The organism is Mycobacterium haemophilum DSM 44634 (genome assembly GCF_000340435.2).
In the GTDB taxonomy this organism is placed as follows: domain Bacteria; phylum Actinomycetota; class Actinomycetes; order Mycobacteriales; family Mycobacteriaceae; genus Mycobacterium; species Mycobacterium haemophilum.
The window spans coordinates 3,100,480-3,115,977 of the sequence record NZ_CP011883.2; the positions used below are offsets into that span (position 1 = coordinate 3,100,480).

A 15,498-nucleotide genomic window follows, 5' to 3' on the forward strand; every position below is an offset into this window, starting at 1 on the left:
TCGGTTCGAGCCCGGCGACGATGCGCGCCGCGTGGCGGCGTGAGGAGAAGCCGGGCAATCGGTTCGAGCCCGGCGCCGCAGCGACGAGCGGGCTAACCGGGCAATCGGTTCGAGCTGGGCCTACCGCATCGAGTGTGCGGTCAGGGCATTGGGTGTGCGTCTAGGGCGAGAACTCCGTTATTCGGCCGCCCTTGACGCACAGTCAACGCCGTGCACGCACAATCGATGAACGCATCAATCGGGTTGCGCGGCACGGCGATTCGGATCTAACACGTCGACGCCGTCGCTCTGCCATGCCTGCCGCAAGGCTTGAGCACCCAGGGCGCCGTTGAGCCGAACCCAGGCCGCCTCGGTCGCGGTGATAGGAGTCACCGACAGAAAACGCACTGGATCCCGAGGGGGCGCCAGCGGCAGGTCAGGGATATCACTGCGGCCCAACAACACCGCGGTGAACGGCAACCGCCCCGATGGTCGCACCCACAGCGGCGATCCGAGGTCGATCAGCGCATCCTCGACCAGCACCACACCGTCGACCGCCGGCGTCGCCGCCAACACCGCCAGGCTGCGCGCCAGCCCGGTGACCGGCCCGGGATCGCGCAGGCACAGCACAACTTCAGCACGTGGGCCGCGTAACCGGTCAGCGAGCATCTCGGTCGGATCAGTCATCGGATAACGCGAGCACCCCAACGACACGTAGTGCAGCAATCCGTCTGCCCCGGAACGGAATCGCAGCACCTCGATAGGTTCGGTACCCAGGAACGTCACGCTCGCCGAATCAGGCTCGGCGGCTATACCTGCGACACCTGCCTGCGCGAATTTTCGGCACAGGTATGCACGCACTTGAGCCAAAGTCTTTGTCACCGCGCATCAGTCAGTGCAGGAACGGTCAAATTCACCCCAGAGTCAGCGTCGAAAACGGCGATTTTCGTTGCGCCGAAAGCCAACTCGATTGACTCTCCAATGGCCACTTTTGACTCAGCGGGAACTCGTGCCACGAACTGGTTTTCACGTGCTTCCGATTCAGCCGCCAACTCGTCCAGCTGAGCTGAATGCACATCACAACCAGCGGTGGTGAAGTAGACGTATTTGTCGGCTCCTAGCGATTCGACCAAGTCGACTTTTACCTCGAAAACCAGCGCCGCACCGCGTTGGTCTGCGTCGATCAACTTGGCATCGGCCAGGTGCTCGGGTCGCACCCCGACGATAACCCTGTCCGGCACCGGGTGCTGCCCGATCACCGCCTGGACTTTCCGCGACAAGGTCAGCTCCCCCAAGGGCAGGGCCAGTCCATTCGGTGTCAACGTGGCGGGGAAGAAATTCATCGCCGGCGAACCGATGAACCCCGCGACAAATAGATTGGCCGGACGTTCATAAAGCTCATCGGGCGTACCGATCTGCTGTGCGACACCAGAGTGCATGACCACCACGCGGTCCCCTAGCGTCATGGCCTCGGTCTGGTCGTGGGTGACGTAGACGGTGGTGGTACCCAGCCTGCGCTGCAGCCGGGCGATCTCGCCACGCATCTGCACCCGCAGTTTGGCATCCAAATTGGACAGTGGCTCGTCCATCAAGAATGCCTTGGGATGGCGAACGATCGCCCGGCCCATCGCGACCCGCTGCCGCTGCCCGCCAGACAACTGCGAGGGCTTACGGTCCAAAAGATCAGTCAAATCAAGGATTCTGGCTGTCTCGGAGACCTTCTGCGCGATCTCCGCCTTCTTCATCTTGGCCAGCGTCAGCGGGAACGCGATATTCTGCCGCACGGTCATATGCGGGTACAGCGCGTAAGACTGGAACACCATCGCGATATCACGGTCCTTGGGCGCCTTCTCGTTCATCCGGTCACCGCCGATGCGTAACTCACCTGACGAGATATCCTCAAGTCCAGCAATCATATTCAGAGTCGTGGTCTTACCGCAGCCGGAAGGCCCAACCAAGATCAGGAATTCCCCATCGGCGATGGTGATGGACAGGTCGCGCACCGCGGTTGCGCCGTTCGGGTAATTCTTGTTGACGTGCTCCAGCACAATCTCGGCCATCGAGCTATCCCTTCACAGCACCAGAAGTCAACCCGGCAACAATTCGTCGCTGGAAAATTAAAACAAAGACGATGATCGGGACCGTAATCACGATTGCACCGGCCGCGATCGAACCGGTCGGCTCCTCGAACTGCGAACTACCGGTGAAGTTCGCGATGGCAACCGGGGCGGTGATCGCCGCCTTGGTGGCGGTCAGCGACAGCGCGAGCAGCAGGTCGTTCCACGCGAAGATGAACACCAGGATCGCCGCGGTGACCAAACCCGGCGCCGCCAGCGGGACGATCACCTTACGGAACGCCTGACCCGGCGTGGCGCCATCCATCTTGGCCGCCTTCTCTAGATCCCACGGGATCTCGGCGAAGAATGCCGACAAGGTATAGATGGCAAGCGGCAACGCGAAAGTGATGTAGGGCAGGATCAGCCCCGCCCACGTGTCGAACAGACCGACCCGGCGTTCGATATTGAACAACGGCGTCACCAGCGAGATCGCCGGGAACATGGTGATCAGCAGGGTGGTACCGACAAATAGTCGCTTACCTGGAAAAGCCAGCCGGGCAATCGCGTAGGCCGCCATCGCGCCGAGCATCACCGCTATCGCGGTGGTAGTCAATCCGATTCCGATGGAGTTGATCAGCGCTGCGCTGAAAAGATCACCCCGAAAGATGCCGCGGTAGTTGTCGAAAGTCACTGACGACGGAATCAGCTTGCCGTCCTTGACCGTTGACGTCGGTTTGAGCGACAGGGACAGAATCCACAATAGTGGCAGTAGCGCATATCCCACCACGGCGGTATCGATGATGACCCAAATCGTGGTGCGCCGCGCGCCCACCCGCGCCCTTCCTTTTTCAGTGCCCATTGCCGTCACCTCCGGGCGCCGCGGCGCCGAACACCTTGATGAAAATCACCGCGATGAGGGCTACGCAGCCGAAAATCAGCACGCTGATCGCCGAACCGAGCCCCACGTTGAAGCCTTTAAACAGGTTGTCGTAGCCCAGGATCGACACCGATTCGGTGTTGTTGGCACCTTGAGTCAACACATAGATGTTGTCGAAAATGCGGAACGCGTCCAGCGTCCGGAATAACAGCGCCACCACGACCGCCGGCTTAATGATCGGCAAAATGATCTTCGTCAGTCGCCGCCACGCGCCGGCGCCATCCATCTGCGCAGCTTTGAGCAAATCCTCGGGAACCAGTGCCAACCCGGCCAGCAACAGCAACGACATGAACGGAGTGGTCTTCCAGACCTCCGCGAGGATAACGATGCCCAACGACGGGATCTGCTCGGTCAACGGCGCACTGCCTTGCGGCAGCAGGTTCGCCAAATATCCGGTGCTCGGCGTCCAGGCGTAATACCAACTGTACGACGCGACCACCGTGACGATGCCGTATGGGATGAGCACCGCCGTGCGCACCAGGCCCTTGCCGAGGAGGGTGCGGTGCATCACCAGCGCCAACGTCAGGCCCAAAATGAATTCGATCGACACTGAAACCACGGTGATCGCCACCGTCACCGCCAGCGCCGTCCACCAATACGGGTCGGTCAAGATCGTTTGGTAGTTGTCTAGACCGATGAACGCGGTCTCGTTCGGGGTGGCCAGGTTGTCGCGGTGCAGGCTTAGCCAGACCGCGTATCCGATCGGATAGGCCGTCACCGCCAGCATCAACATCGCGGCGGGCGCGACCAGAAGGAACGCCAGTCGCTGTTCTGGGTGCACGCTCCTGGCGCGCACCTGCCACGTTTTGCCGGCCACCGCTGTCATGGCCGCCGCTCTCGCCCGCAAGCAGGTGGTCACGGCAACAGCCCCTTCCCGTCGATGGCCTTTTGCACCTGCGCGGCGAGCTTGTCGGCCATGGGCTCGGGGTCGATGTCGGTGATGGGACTCAGCGCGGCCGACAGCCGGATCGACACCGCCTGATAGGCCGGCGTCACGGGCCGCACCGCGGCATCGGTCAGCTGTTCTCGAATGATGGTGTACATCGGGTACTTGGCCTGGAATTTCGGGTCGGAGTACAGCGAGGCCCGTACCGCCGGCAGCCCCCCTTCGATCGAGAGGTACTGCTGGTTTTGCTCACTGCGCAGACACCGGACGGCTTCAAACGCTTCGGCTTTATGACGGCTGGTGCTGGCCACCGCCAGGTTCAGCCCGCCGATCGTCACCTTGGCCGGCTCGCTGCGCGACACACCGGGATACGGCGCGAAACCAAACACCTTCCGGGCGGCCTGATACGCGATGCGAAATTGTTCGTCGTTGGGTACGAATGTCCCGACGTTGTTGATGCTGCCGGCCAACGCGGGGATCCGATCGAACGGCAGGAAAGCCACCCCGCCCTTCACCGCGTTCTCCAGCATCGACGCCAGCACGAACGGCCAGTTGACCTCCAGCGCGGCCTTCCCCTGCTCAACCGCCAATCGCGCGGTGCTTTCGTCGGTCCGGGTGATCGACGGGTCGGCTCCGGGCGCGGTGGCCACCGACTTGAGGATCCGCAGCGCGCGGACGGTGGCGGCCCGGTGCTCCGGCGTGTCGGTCAAGGTGACGTGGCGGCCATCCTCGGACAGCACCTGTCCGCCCGCACTCACCAGCAGCGTGTTGAACCACACCACGAGTCCCTCGCCCTGATTGGCCTGCACGGCGATCCAGCTGGGTTCGCCAGCCGCATGCAACCGGGCCGCCTCAGCCACCATGCCATTCCAGTCACCTGGCGGTTGATCCACTAAATCTGCTCGGTACCAGAGCAATTGGGTATTGGTAGTGACGGGCGCGGCATACAGCTTGCGCTTCCAGGTGGCCGTCGCGAGCGGGCCCGGGAGGGTGTCGACGGTCGCATCAGCCTCAGCCAGCCCCGCCGGATCGTCCGATAGCGGCAGCGTCCATCCCGCCTCAGCGAACTCCGCGGTCCACACCACATCCATCGCCATCACGTCCAGGGTGCGGTCGTTACCGGTCAGCCGCCGGGCCAGTTGCAATCGCTGCTCGTCTGGCGACCTCGGCAGACTCACATGCTTAATGGCGAACCGGCCGTGCAATTGCTCGGTGCAACGCCGCGCGACCTCGGTAAATGTCGCATCCTCGTTAGCGGGCGTGTAGAAGCTGATCACTAGCCGATTACCGCCGGTCCCGCAGGCCGACACCATCGATGCGAGGGTCAACGCTGCGAGCACGACCGCGCCCGCTCGGCGGACGCGCCGAATCACCACCTGCGCCTGCCGTCCGGGCGTCAGATCGCCAGGCGCGCCAGCAGATCGCGCGCCTTCTCCGCATTTTGCGGATCGCAGAGTACGTCGTAGCGGCCGGCCACTAATTGTAAAGTCGAGCTGAAATCCCTTGTGCCGCGGGCCATTGCGTAGGGAACCGCGGAGGTGATCAACCCGAAGAACACGCCGGCAACCAAACCGGTGGCCAGCGCCGCCCACGGGCTAGGACTAAAGAAGCCCAGCACCAACCCGATGAACAGACCAAGCCAGGCGCCGCTAAGTACGCCGCCGCCCAGCACTTTGGCCCATGTCAGCCGACCAGTGACCCGTTCCACCTGCATGAGGTCGACGCCAACAATGGTCACCTGCTGAACCGGGAATTGCTGTTCGGATAGGTAGTCGACGGCACGCTGCGCTTCAGCGTAGGTCGGATACGACCCGACCGGCCAGCCTTTAGGCGGGGTGGGTAACCCGGGCGTGCCGCGGCGACCCGCGCCCGTCGCCCCAGGTGTTGCGCCAGGAACCTGTCCAGGCTGGAAAGGGCTAGTCATCGATGCTCATCTCCTCTGCTCCCCCCTTCTGCTCCCCCCGGTTCTAGGCCATCGTTTCATCCGAGCGCTCCCACACTATCCAGGGAAACCTGCAGACAACCTTTAAGCAAACGTGACATCCCGTCGAATCATCGGCTGCCGCCTTCGATTTGCGGCCGCAGCCGCCAGCAGCGCATAGGCTAGGTTGAACAGCATGACAGCTCCCGGCGGCGCCTTCGGCGAAAGTGCCCACGACGATGAGGCTAACCCGCCGACCGGTACCGGGACTCCAGGGCAGCCGGTTTGGGGTGCACCCTGGAATCCGCCAGCACCATCGCACGCAGCCGACTACCCGCCCGCGGCGTATCCACCACCCAATGTTCCTCCCGGCTATCCGCAGGACCTTCCGGCCGACTATCCAGAACCCATGGCGCCCGCCCCGCCGGGATACGGACAGCCGCCAGGCTACGGCGGGCCGTCCTACCCACCGCCGCAATTTGGCGCACCGGCGGGCGGCCATGGGCCGCCTTGGCATCCGGGCGAGTATCCAGGCACCTATCCGGGGGACTACTACCCGCCGGATTATCTGGGAGGTTACGGCGCCACCCAGCCAGGAATGAACGCGATGGCGATCGCCTCGCTGATCTCCTCGTTCACCGGGTTGGTGTGCTGCATCGGCTCGATGGTGGCCATCGTGCTCGGCACCATCGCCCTCAATCAGATCAAGCGGACTCGCCAAGAAGGCTACGGCCTGGCCGTCGCCGGCATAGTGATCGGCATCGCGACCCTGCTGGTGAGTTTGATCGTCGCGGTATTCGCGCTGCATTCGCATTAGGGCCTGCAGGGCGGGGCCTGCGGTGCGGGCGTGCCGATGCCCGGGCAGCTGCCCATCCGGGACGCGGCTGCTTACGCTTTCCAGCATGGGATCGGTCAATAAGGTATATGTGGCGCGGCTCGCGCGGATGTTGGTGTTGGGCCCACTCGGCGAATCCTTCGGGCGGGTCCGTGATGTCGTGATCAGCATCAGCATTGTCCGCCAGCAACCGCGAATCCTGGGGTTGGTCGTCGATTTGGCGACCCGCCGCAGCATTTTCATCCCGATGCTGCGGGTCGCCGCGATCGAGCCAGACGCGGTGACACTAGCCACCAGCAACGTGTCGTTGCACCACTTCGGGCAGCGGCCGGGCGAGGTGCTGGCACTCGGTCAAGTGCTCGACACCCCGGTTAGAGTCAACGATCCCGCACTGCCCGAGTTGGCCGGCGTTGACGTCGTGATCACTGACCTGGGTATCGAACAAACCCGAACGCGCGACTGGATGGTCACCAAAATCGCCGTCCGGGCCCAACGACGGCTGGGACGACGCGGCCCCGTGCACGTCGTGGACTGGCAATACGTGCAGGGCTTGACGCCCTCGGCGTTGGCAATGCCGGGTAAAGGGGTTGCGCAGCTACTGGATCAGTTTGACGGACGCAAGGCGGTCGATGTGGCCGACGCCATCCGCGGACTTCCGCGCGCGCGACGCTACGAGGTGCTCAAAGCGCTCCACGACGAACGGCTCGCCGACATTCTGCAGGAGCTGCCCGAGCTGTATCAGGCCGATGTGTTGTCGCAACTGGGCACCGAACGCGCCGCCGATGTGCTCGAGGCGATGGATCCCGATGATGCCGCCGACCTGCTCGGCGTGCTGAGTCCGACCGACGCCGAGTTGCTGCTGACCCGGATGGATCCTGGGGATTCCGGCGCAGTGCGACGGCTACTGACGTACCCGCCAGATACCGCGGGCGGCTTGATGACCTCCGATCCGGTGGTGCTGACGCCGGACACCGCCGTCGCCGAAGCACTGGCCCGGGTCCGTGATTCCGACCTATCCCCCGCGCTGTCGTCCATGGTGTTCGTGGCCCGGCCGCCCACAGCCACGCCCACCGGGCCCTACCTAGGCTGCGTACACCTGCAGCGGCTGCTGCGCGAAGCGCCAGCCGAGCTGGTCGGTGGAATCATCGACACTGACCTACCCACGCTGACACCGGAGACTCCGTTGGCCGCGGTGACCCGTTACCTCGCCGCCTACAACCTGGTATGCGGGCCGGTGCTCGACGACCAAAACCACCTGTTGGGAGCGGTGACCGTGGACGACCTGCTCGACCACCTGCTGCCACACGACTGGCGCGTGGATGTACCGGAGTTCTCGAGGTGCGGAACCGCCGGCATACCCGGAGGGTCCTGATGAGGAAGTCCCCCGCACCGCGACGGCTCTACACCCCACGGACATCGCGCAGGTTGACGCCGAGCTGGGACACCGAGACCGTCGGGCACATCACCGAATCAATTGCGCGTTTCTTCGGCACCGGCCGCTATCTGCTGCTGCAGACGATCGTGGTGTTGGTGTGGGTTGCGCTGAATCTATTCGCACTGAAGTGGCGCTGGGACCCTTACCCTTTCATCCTGCTCAACCTGGCTTTCTCCACACAGGCCGCTTACGCGGCGCCGCTCATTCTGCTGGCCCAGAATCGTCAAGAAAACCGGGACCGAGTCGCACTCGAAGAGGATCGTCGTCGCGCTGCGCAAACCAAGGCCGACACCGAGTATTTGGCCCGCGAACTGGCTGCCTTGCGGCTGGCTATCGGCGAGGTCGCGACGCGTGAATACCTGCGCCACGAACTGGAAGACGTGCGCACCCTGCTGGCTAACCTGCAGCCGAGCAACTCGCGCAGCGAGCCGGCCCAGACCGGTGACAGCGTCGATCGGCACGCGAAGAAATCCTGCTGAGAACCAAGCGCCCAATGCGCCACTCCGGTCACAAGAATTATGTATGGTGAGCTAGTTCACTAGGCTAAGGAACGGGTTAGAAAGCGTAGTTTCCCGACAGCTCACAACTGAGGATGGTCGAGTGCGCATAGGGGGACGCTGGGGTGCACACCCGGCCATCGCAGCGGTGCGGCAGCGGGCACGTCGAGCAACACGGGCGCCCGCGTTCGGTACCGCCGTGATCATTCCCCTCGTGTTCGCTGGAGCGGTCGGGGGCGCGGCCCCCGCATTTCCCGGAAAGATCCCCGCGCTGCGCACCGCGATCACTCCGGTGGCTGCGGTTTCCCCGTCCGACAGTAGTCTGTCCGGCCCGACCGGCCCGCGTGGCGTGCTTGTTGTAGCTGTGCAGCGCCCGCCGACCAGCTTCCACGTCGCCGCGACTGCTGTCTCCGCACCGCCGCCACCCATGGTCGTGAACACACATGGCGCACTTGGCATTCCGACTGTCGCGCTGTCGGCCTACCGCACTGCCGAACAGAAGATGGCCGTCGCCTCCCCAGGCTGCGGAGTCAGCTGGAACTTGCTGGCCGGGATCGGGCGCATCGAATCGGGCCACGCGGGCGGCGGCGCCGTTGATGCCCGCGGCACTGCGATCCACCCGATCTACGGGCCTGCCCTGGACGGCACGCTGCCCGGCAACGAGATCATCATCTCAAGCCGTGTCGGCAACCGCATCACCTACGCCCGGGCGATAGGACCAATGCAGTTCTTGCCCGGCACCTGGGCGCGATTTGCCTCGGACGGCAAAGGCCACGGCATCGGGGGCAACGCCGATCCACAGAATCTGTTCGACTCCACGCTGGCCGCTGCCCGGTACCTGTGCAGCGGCGGGCTCAACCTGCGCGACCCGTCACAAGTTTTAGCCGCGATCTTGCGCTACAACAACTCGGCGGCGTATGCGCAGAACGTGCTGGGCTGGGCCGCGGCCTATGCCACCGGTGTAGTCCCGGTGGATCTGCCGCCGATCACCGGGCCGGTGCCGCCGCTCGGCGACGCGCACCTCGAACGTCCGGAGGGACTCGGGCCTGGGCTGCCGTTGAACGTCAACGGCCTGCCGATAAACGATCCGATGGCGCAGCTGCCGCTGATCGACCTCAGCCCGCCGCAGCTCGTCAGCCAGCCGCCGATGTTTCCGTGGCTGGCGCCCGCCACACCTCAGCCGGTGCTGCCGCTGCCGGGCTGCACCCTGATCTGCATCGGCCCACCGAGCCCGGCGCCCGATCCGGCCGGCTGACTACACTCGGCGGTGATGTCTGGAACTGGTCACGACTCTGCTGATGTGAAAGCCGACCTGAGCGCGGCAATCCGCACCGCGCTGGCAAAGGTGATCGACCCCGAACTGCGGCGCCCCATTACCGAACTCGGGATGGTCAAAAGTATCGACATCGAGCCGGACGGCAATGTGCAGATTGGGATTTACCTCACCATCGCCAGCTGCCCGAAGAAGTCCGAAATCAGCGAGCGGGTCACCAAGGCGGTCACCGACGTTCCCGGCACCAAAGCGGTGCGGGTCAATCTGGACGTGATGAGCGATGAGCAGCGCACCGAGCTGCGCAAGCAGCTGCGTGGGGATGCTCGCGAGCCCGTCATCCCGTTCGCCCAGCCCAGCTCGTTGACCCGGGTGTATGCGGTCGCGTCCGGCAAGGGCGGAGTCGGAAAGTCCACCGTCACGGTCAACCTGGCCGCAGCGATGGCCGCCCGTGGTCTGTCGGTCGGCGTGCTGGATGCCGACATCCACGGTCACTCCATCCCCCGGATGATGGGCAGCAGCGACCGGCCCACCCAAGTTGAGTCGATGATCCTGCCGCCCATCGCGCACGAAGTGAAGGTCATTTCGATCGCGCAGTTCACCGAGGGTAATACGCCGGTAGTGTGGCGCGGGCCCATGCTGCACCGGGCATTGCAGCAGTTCCTAGCCGACGTGTATTGGGGCGATCTGGATGTGCTGCTGCTCGATCTGCCGCCGGGTACCGGCGACATCGCCATCTCGGTGGCTCAGCTGATCCCCAACGCTGAGATTCTTGTGGTGACCACGCCGCAGCTGGCCGCGGCCGAGGTCGCCGAACGAGCCGGCAGCATCGCGCTGCAGACCCGGCAGCGCCTGGCGGGTGTGGTGGAGAACATGTCCGGGCTGGTGCTGCCTGACGGCTCAACGTTGCAGGTTTTCGGCGCGGGCGGCGGCCAACAGGTCGCGGAGCGGCTCTCCCGCGCGGTTGGCGCCGAGGTGCCGCTGCTGGGTCAGATCCCGCTGGATCCCGCGCTGGTAGCCGCCGGTGATTCGGGCATACCGATCGTGCTGAGCGCACCGGATTCGCCGGTAGGTAAGGAACTGCTCCGCATCGCCGACGAGCTGTCGTCACGGCGCCGCGGACTGGCGGGCATGTCGCTGGGACTCGACCCGTCGCGGCGTTAACCCGCCTCCCGCGAGCGTGCGCGTCTGTACAAGGACACGCCGCAAAATGCGTACATCCGCGCACCTTCGCGGGCTTACGGCACGCGGTTCAGGTTGCGTCGGTGTCGAACGGAGTGTGGTCGCCAGGCCGTGGCTCGGCCGGCGGTACCGGCGTGTCGTTCACCGGCTGATCGAAATTCCCCGTAAGCAGGGAGTCATCGCCGTCGAGGAGGTGCTTGGTCAGCGCCGCACGCGGTGTCATACCCCGCAGCTTCTGTAGCTCACCGAGTTGGCCACGCAGGTCGTCGAACTCGGGGCCGATGTCCTCGCGCAGCTGGTTGGTCACACCGCTGAGGTAATCGCGCGCCTGCCGCAGTGCGCCCGATGTCCAGCGGATGGCTCCGGGAAGCCGTTCCGGACCAAGCACCACCAGCCCGACCACCACAAGGACGAGCATTTCCCCCCAGCCGATGTTGGCGAACACCTAGGTCGGATGGTGATGACCCGCTGCGGCCGGCTGCGCCGCGCTTGCGATCATCACGAGCTGGTATCGGGGTCGGGTTTCACCGTCAGCGTGACGTGCCGACCGTCGCGGACCACCTCTATCGGGGCGTCCTGTCCAATGGTCAGCTGCCGCACGGCGACGACGAACTCATCAGCGTCGGCGACTTTCCGGTTGCCGACCTTAACTATGACGTCGTTTTCCAGGATTCCGCCCTTTTGCGCGGGGCTTCCTGCCTTCACATTGGCCACCTGGGCACCGGACGCGATCGCATTGCTCACCGACCGGGTGCTGATCCCCAGCGTCGGGTGCACGATCTTGCCGTCCTTGATCAGTGCTTGCGCAACCGATTTCATCTCGTTGACCGGGATCGCAAAGCCCAGCCCGCTGGCGCTGTCCGACAGTGACTTGCCGGCAGTGTTGATGCCGATCACCTGGGAATCCATATCGATCAGCGGACCACCAGAGTTGCCGTGGTTAATTGAGGCGTCGGTCTGGATGGCGTCTATCACGGTGTCGGTGTCGGATCCCTCTCCCGACAACGGGACGGGGCGGTGCAGCGCGCTGACGATGCCGTGGGTCACGGTGCTGCGCAGCCCCAGCGGCGCACCTGCCGCCAGGACCTCGTCGCCAACCCGCACCTTGCCGGAATCACCAAGCCGCGCCACGGTCAGGTTGTCCACGTTGTCGACCTTGAGGACGGCCAGGTCGGTCTTGGGGTCGCGGCCCACCAGGTTGACGGGCACTTCCTTGCCATCGTTGAACACCACGGTCGTCTTGAACTGGCTGGGATTGTTGGCCGCCTCCGAAATCACGTGGTTGTTGGTGACAATGTAGCCGCGGCCGTCAACGATGACGCCGGAGCCCTGCATACCCTCCTGGTCGCTCTTCGACTCAATCGTCACCACCGAGTCGGCGATGGCCGCCGCCACCTTGGCGAACCGACCGGCCGGCTCTTCAGCATTGTGATTGGTTGCCAGCGTCACTTTCGACGTGGTGAACGCGTCGACGACTTCAGCCGTCTTACGACCGATTACACCGCCGACCGCGCCAATCACCAACGCAATCAGGACCAAGATGACCAGAGCAAGGTAGGACACCCTGCCGCCAAATAACACATCGCGCACGCCGAGCTTGCCGCCCCGGCCCAATGCGGTGTGCGGCATCGGCGGAGACACTGCAGGACTCCCCAGAGCGGCCGCAGCCGCAGGGTCTCGCCACGGATCGTCGGGTTCGTCCGACTGGTCGACGTCTCTCTCAGCAGCCAGCGCGCCCGCATCGACAGGATGGCGCTGCAGCGAATCGCTGCTCCCGAATGGCCGGCTGAACGCTTCGGCAAGGACGGGGTCGGCCGGTTGATCATCAGGCCGGAATTCGCTGCGGTCCCGATACTTCTGTGGGCGCACATATTCGGCTACAAAGGATCCCCGCAGCCCACGGGGGCGACCGAACGTCTGACGCGATGCCGCGTCGACCGGCGGCCGAGAGACGGGGCGCGGTGCCAGGCGATGGCCGGGGCTTTGGCCGCTTTTTTGGCCAGGGTCGTTGCCTTGGTCGGAGGTCACATTATCCTCTTTGGATCCTCTTCTGAGCGCTCGAGACGTGTCCACCCTAGTATCCACGGTCCCCGATTGGTCGGCACGCGGCCACGCAGCCAGCAGCTATCACCTGAGCTCCGGCACGCGGCCGTCAAGCTATCGACGCTTCCGCTGGTCACGGACCTCGCCATCAACGAAACGGTCGGATACTGGTCCGTCCGAAAAAGGCTCCGAAACCGGCTCCGAAACTGGAGATGTGTCGTCGGGTGGACAGTGCGGAATTTCAGCCAACAATCCGAGTAACGTGCTCGGGATCCGAATCGGGTGGGAGTCACGCAGCGCTGCACGTGCTCGGCTCTGATCATCCACTTCGGCCGCGCATTGGGCGCACAGCGAAAGGTGGTGTGCGGCTCGCAAGTGCGCGTTCATCCGCAACTCACCGTCGACGAACGCCGCGATTGCCTCGACGGACAGGTGCTCGGTGGAGCCGAACCGGCGCGCCGCGCCGACTGGCGCATCACTCTGGGACGCAAATTGTGCAGGGAGCCAGGAGAACGCGCGCCGGAACACCTGTCCCATGTTTTCCGGGCCGGCCATCACCAACCCCTTTCGCTGCCACCCATACCTCGAATGTAGCGCGGCGCGGTGCCCAATACCCGCATAGAGCCGGCAAAACCCCAGCACGACCGGGGAGTTGGCAGGACTAAGCCGACTTAATCTGCATGGCGTCGGCGTCGTGTGCGGGATGCGCGGCTAGGTAGTCGCGTAGCGCCTGACGTCCGCGGTGGATGCGGCTACGTACGGTGCCCAGCTTCACACCCAAGGTTGCACCGATCTCCTCGTAGGACAAACCCTCGATGTCACACAGCACAACAGCGGCACGAAACTCCGGCGGCAGTGAATCCAGGGCGGCCTGTAGATCAGGTCCCAACCTCGAATCGTGGTAGATCTGCTCGGGATTGGGCTCGTCGGCAGGCACCCGGTCGTAATCGTCGGGCAAGGCGTCCATGCGGATGCGGGCCCGCCGGCGGACCATGTCGAGGAACAGGTTCGTCGTGATGCGGTGCAGCCAGCCTTCAAAGGTTCCTGGCTGGTAGTTCTGGACCGATCGGAACACCCGAATGAAGGTCTCCTGCGTCAGGTCCTCAGCGTCGTGCTGATTGCCCGAAAGCCGATAGGCCAGCCGGTACACCCGATCCGCATGTTGACGCACCAGTTCATCCCACGACGGCATCGTTGCCTTGTCCCCAGTCGCGTCGAAAACCGCGGTGCCCTGCAACGCGTCAAATGGTTCTACCCAGTCGTCGTCGCGGCTGGGTAGGGGATGAGACATGGTGGTCGGGCTCAACAGCGTGGTAATGATCGGATCCTCCGGATTTGCCCTGCCTTCAAGGGTAGGCAGTTCGTCACCGGGCGCAACACGCAGCTGGCATTGTGTATTCCCGGTCCAGCACCCTCCGCGTTCCATATCGATACCGTCGCCCATCGGCGTATGCGCGATATAGGAGCAAACTGAGGTTTGCCTGAGAAACCGTATCGTGACCAGATCTACACAGCAGATATCGGCGGTGGACACCGAGAATGTGACGTTCGTCGCTCCGCGGCCTCAGAGCGTGTCGCGCCGGCCATAGGGCCGGCGCTCGCCGTCGCCACGCTGGGTCTCATTGCGCGACTCCTAACTCGCGCCGGCCATAGGGCCGGCGCTCGCCGTCGCCACGCTAAGCGCGCCTGCCCGACCACGCTGCGAATTCGACATACGCTGCGGGCATGGACGGTACCGATAACCGCTCGGTCACCCCTGGCCAGGCTGCCGCTAGTCGAGCCGATTCACTCTTCGCGCACGCGGAGGGATCGATATCAGAAGACGCCATCTTGGCTAGTGCTCGCGAACGCTCCGCGGAGATCGGCGCCGGGGCGGTAACGCCCGCGGTCGGGGCACTGCTGAGCCTGCTGACCAAGCTCAGCGGCGGCAAGGCCGTCGCTGAGGTGGGTACCGGTGCCGGGGTCAGCGGACTCTGGTTGTTGTCCGGCATGAGCGACGACGGTGTTTTGACCACGATCGATATCGAGCCCGAGTATCTGCGGCTGGCCAAACAGGCGTTCTCCGAGGCGGGTGTCGGACCGTCGCGCACCCGGCTGATCAGCGGCCGCGCCCAAGATGTCCTGACCCGGCTCGCCGACGAATCTTACGACCTGGTGTTCATCGACGCCGACCCGATCGACCAGCCGGATTACGTCGTTGAGGGCGTGCGACTGCTGCGATCCGGCGGGGTCATCGTGGTGCACCGAGCGGCGTTAGGCGGGCGAGCCGGTGATCCCGCGGCACGCGATGCCGAGGTGACCGCGGTCCGCGAGGCAGCCCGACTCATCGCCGAGGACGAGCGACTCACCCCGGCGCTGGTGCCGCTCGGTGACGGCCTGCTGGCCGCAGTCCGCGAGTAACCAACTTTTACGGATTCCTAACGCACCACATCCTTGACCGAGGACTGAACGCACGT

At 64.4% G+C, this 15,498-nt stretch carries 15 protein-coding genes and 1 pseudogene; 6 read left to right on the plus strand and 10 right to left on the minus strand.

What is annotated here, in order from left to right; translation table 11 throughout:
* Nucleotides 1-234: 234 nt before the first annotated feature.
* From B586_RS14495 to B586_RS14520, 6 genes are all read right to left on the minus strand, one after another.
* The gene (locus B586_RS14495) at nucleotides 235-861 is read right to left on the minus strand and encodes a suppressor of fused domain protein (protein WP_054879592.1); all 627 of its coding nucleotides are present in this window, start codon (nucleotides 859-861) and stop codon (nucleotides 235-237) included.
* Nucleotides 858-2,039: an ABC transporter ATP-binding protein gene (locus B586_RS14500; protein ID WP_047314930.1), complete on the minus strand. Its 1,182-nt coding sequence runs from the start codon at nucleotides 2,037-2,039 to the stop codon at nucleotides 858-860. The genes B586_RS14495 and B586_RS14500 overlap by 4 nt, the downstream gene beginning before the upstream one ends.
* 4 nt (nucleotides 2,040-2,043) lie before the next feature.
* On the minus strand, nucleotides 2,044-2,868 hold the full coding sequence (locus tag B586_RS14505; protein WP_168162596.1) for a carbohydrate ABC transporter permease: 825 nt from the start codon (nucleotides 2,866-2,868) through the stop codon (nucleotides 2,044-2,046).
* Between the two features lie 16 nt (nucleotides 2,869-2,884).
* A complete protein-coding gene (locus B586_RS14510; RefSeq protein WP_047315005.1) occupies nucleotides 2,885-3,799 on the minus strand; it encodes a carbohydrate ABC transporter permease in 915 nt (304 codons plus the stop codon).
* Nucleotides 3,800-3,828: 29 nt separating this feature from the next.
* Complete coding sequence (locus B586_RS14515) at nucleotides 3,829-5,172, minus strand: extracellular solute-binding protein (RefSeq protein ID WP_276011595.1); 1,344 nt, start codon at nucleotides 5,170-5,172, stop codon at nucleotides 3,829-3,831.
* Between the two features lie 83 nt (nucleotides 5,173-5,255).
* Nucleotides 5,256-5,783, minus strand: a complete 528-nt coding sequence (locus B586_RS14520) for a general stress protein (RefSeq protein WP_047314933.1) — start codon at nucleotides 5,781-5,783, stop codon at nucleotides 5,256-5,258.
* Between the two features lie 193 nt (nucleotides 5,784-5,976).
* On the opposite strand from B586_RS14520, the gene B586_RS14525 reads away from it, so the two are divergent.
* From B586_RS14525 to B586_RS14545, 5 genes and pseudogenes are all read left to right on the plus strand, one after another.
* Nucleotides 5,977-6,597: a DUF4190 domain-containing protein gene (locus B586_RS14525; protein ID WP_054879590.1), complete on the plus strand. Its 621-nt coding sequence runs from the start codon at nucleotides 5,977-5,979 to the stop codon at nucleotides 6,595-6,597.
* A gap of 85 nt (nucleotides 6,598-6,682) precedes the next feature.
* A complete protein-coding gene (locus B586_RS14530; protein ID WP_047314935.1) occupies nucleotides 6,683-7,987 on the plus strand; it encodes a magnesium transporter MgtE N-terminal domain-containing protein in 1,305 nt (434 codons plus the stop codon).
* Nucleotides 7,987-8,529 (plus strand): DUF1003 domain-containing protein, encoded by a 543-nt coding sequence (locus tag B586_RS14535; protein WP_047314936.1) that lies wholly within the window; start codon nucleotides 7,987-7,989, stop codon nucleotides 8,527-8,529. Before B586_RS14530 ends, B586_RS14535 begins: the two co-directional genes overlap by 1 nt.
* 121 nt (nucleotides 8,530-8,650) lie before the next feature.
* A pseudogene (locus tag B586_RS14540) lies at nucleotides 8,651-9,787 on the plus strand (lytic transglycosylase domain-containing protein); the annotation flags it as partial.
* A 30-nt stretch (nucleotides 9,788-9,817) separates the two neighbouring features.
* A complete protein-coding gene (locus B586_RS14545; RefSeq protein ID WP_082607640.1) occupies nucleotides 9,818-10,981 on the plus strand; it encodes an Mrp/NBP35 family ATP-binding protein in 1,164 nt (387 codons plus the stop codon).
* Nucleotides 10,982-11,069: 88 nt separating this feature from the next.
* Here B586_RS14545 and tatB read toward each other — a convergent pair whose 3' ends face one another.
* The 4 genes from tatB to sigE form a co-directional block, all read right to left on the minus strand.
* On the minus strand, nucleotides 11,070-11,444 hold the full coding sequence (tatB, locus tag B586_RS14550; protein WP_047314938.1) for a Sec-independent protein translocase protein TatB: 375 nt from the start codon (nucleotides 11,442-11,444) through the stop codon (nucleotides 11,070-11,072).
* A gap of 53 nt (nucleotides 11,445-11,497) precedes the next feature.
* Nucleotides 11,498-13,027, minus strand: a complete 1,530-nt coding sequence (gene htrA, locus B586_RS14555; protein ID WP_047314939.1) for a serine protease HtrA — start codon at nucleotides 13,025-13,027, stop codon at nucleotides 11,498-11,500.
* 129 nt (nucleotides 13,028-13,156) lie between these two features.
* Nucleotides 13,157-13,597: an anti-sigma E factor RseA gene (gene rseA, locus B586_RS14560; RefSeq protein WP_197079872.1), complete on the minus strand. Its 441-nt coding sequence runs from the start codon at nucleotides 13,595-13,597 to the stop codon at nucleotides 13,157-13,159.
* Between the two features lie 106 nt (nucleotides 13,598-13,703).
* Nucleotides 13,704-14,468 (minus strand): RNA polymerase sigma factor SigE, encoded by a 765-nt coding sequence (gene sigE / locus B586_RS14565; RefSeq protein WP_047315007.1) that lies wholly within the window; start codon nucleotides 14,466-14,468, stop codon nucleotides 13,704-13,706.
* 299 nt (nucleotides 14,469-14,767) lie between these two features.
* Here sigE and B586_RS14570 point away from each other — a divergent pair, with 299 nt between their 5' ends.
* A complete protein-coding gene (locus B586_RS14570; protein ID WP_047314941.1) occupies nucleotides 14,768-15,442 on the plus strand; it encodes an O-methyltransferase in 675 nt (224 codons plus the stop codon).
* Nucleotides 15,443-15,498 lie beyond the last annotated feature (56 nt).

What these genes read in the sequence shown, in the direction of transcription:
- B586_RS14520 (WP_047314933.1), bottom strand. Translation starts at nt 5,783, where the DNA reads ATGACTAGCCCTTTCCAGCCTGGACAGGTTCCTGGCGCAACACCTGGG.
- B586_RS14510 (WP_047315005.1), bottom strand. Translation starts at nt 3,799, where the DNA reads ATGACAGCGGTGGCCGGCAAAACGTGGCAGGTGCGCGCCAGGAGCGTG.
- B586_RS14525 (WP_054879590.1), top strand. Translation starts at nt 5,977, where the DNA reads ATGACAGCTCCCGGCGGCGCCTTCGGCGAAAGTGCCCACGACGATGAG.
- B586_RS14515 (WP_276011595.1), bottom strand. Translation starts at nt 5,172, where the DNA reads ATGGTGTCGGCCTGCGGGACCGGCGGTAATCGGCTAGTGATCAGCTTC.
- B586_RS14535 (WP_047314936.1), top strand. Translation starts at nt 7,987, where the DNA reads ATGAGGAAGTCCCCCGCACCGCGACGGCTCTACACCCCACGGACATCG.
- sigE (WP_047315007.1), bottom strand. Translation starts at nt 14,468, where the DNA reads ATGGAACGCGGAGGGTGCTGGACCGGGAATACACAATGCCAGCTGCGT.
- B586_RS14545 (WP_082607640.1), top strand. Translation starts at nt 9,818, where the DNA reads ATGTCTGGAACTGGTCACGACTCTGCTGATGTGAAAGCCGACCTGAGC.
- B586_RS14500 (WP_047314930.1), bottom strand. Translation starts at nt 2,039, where the DNA reads ATGGCCGAGATTGTGCTGGAGCACGTCAACAAGAATTACCCGAACGGC.
- B586_RS14530 (WP_047314935.1), top strand. Translation starts at nt 6,683, where the DNA reads ATGGGATCGGTCAATAAGGTATATGTGGCGCGGCTCGCGCGGATGTTG.
- B586_RS14570 (WP_047314941.1), top strand. Translation starts at nt 14,768, where the DNA reads ATGGACGGTACCGATAACCGCTCGGTCACCCCTGGCCAGGCTGCCGCT.
- rseA (WP_197079872.1), bottom strand. Translation starts at nt 13,597, where the DNA reads ATGGCCGGCCCGGAAAACATGGGACAGGTGTTCCGGCGCGCGTTCTCC.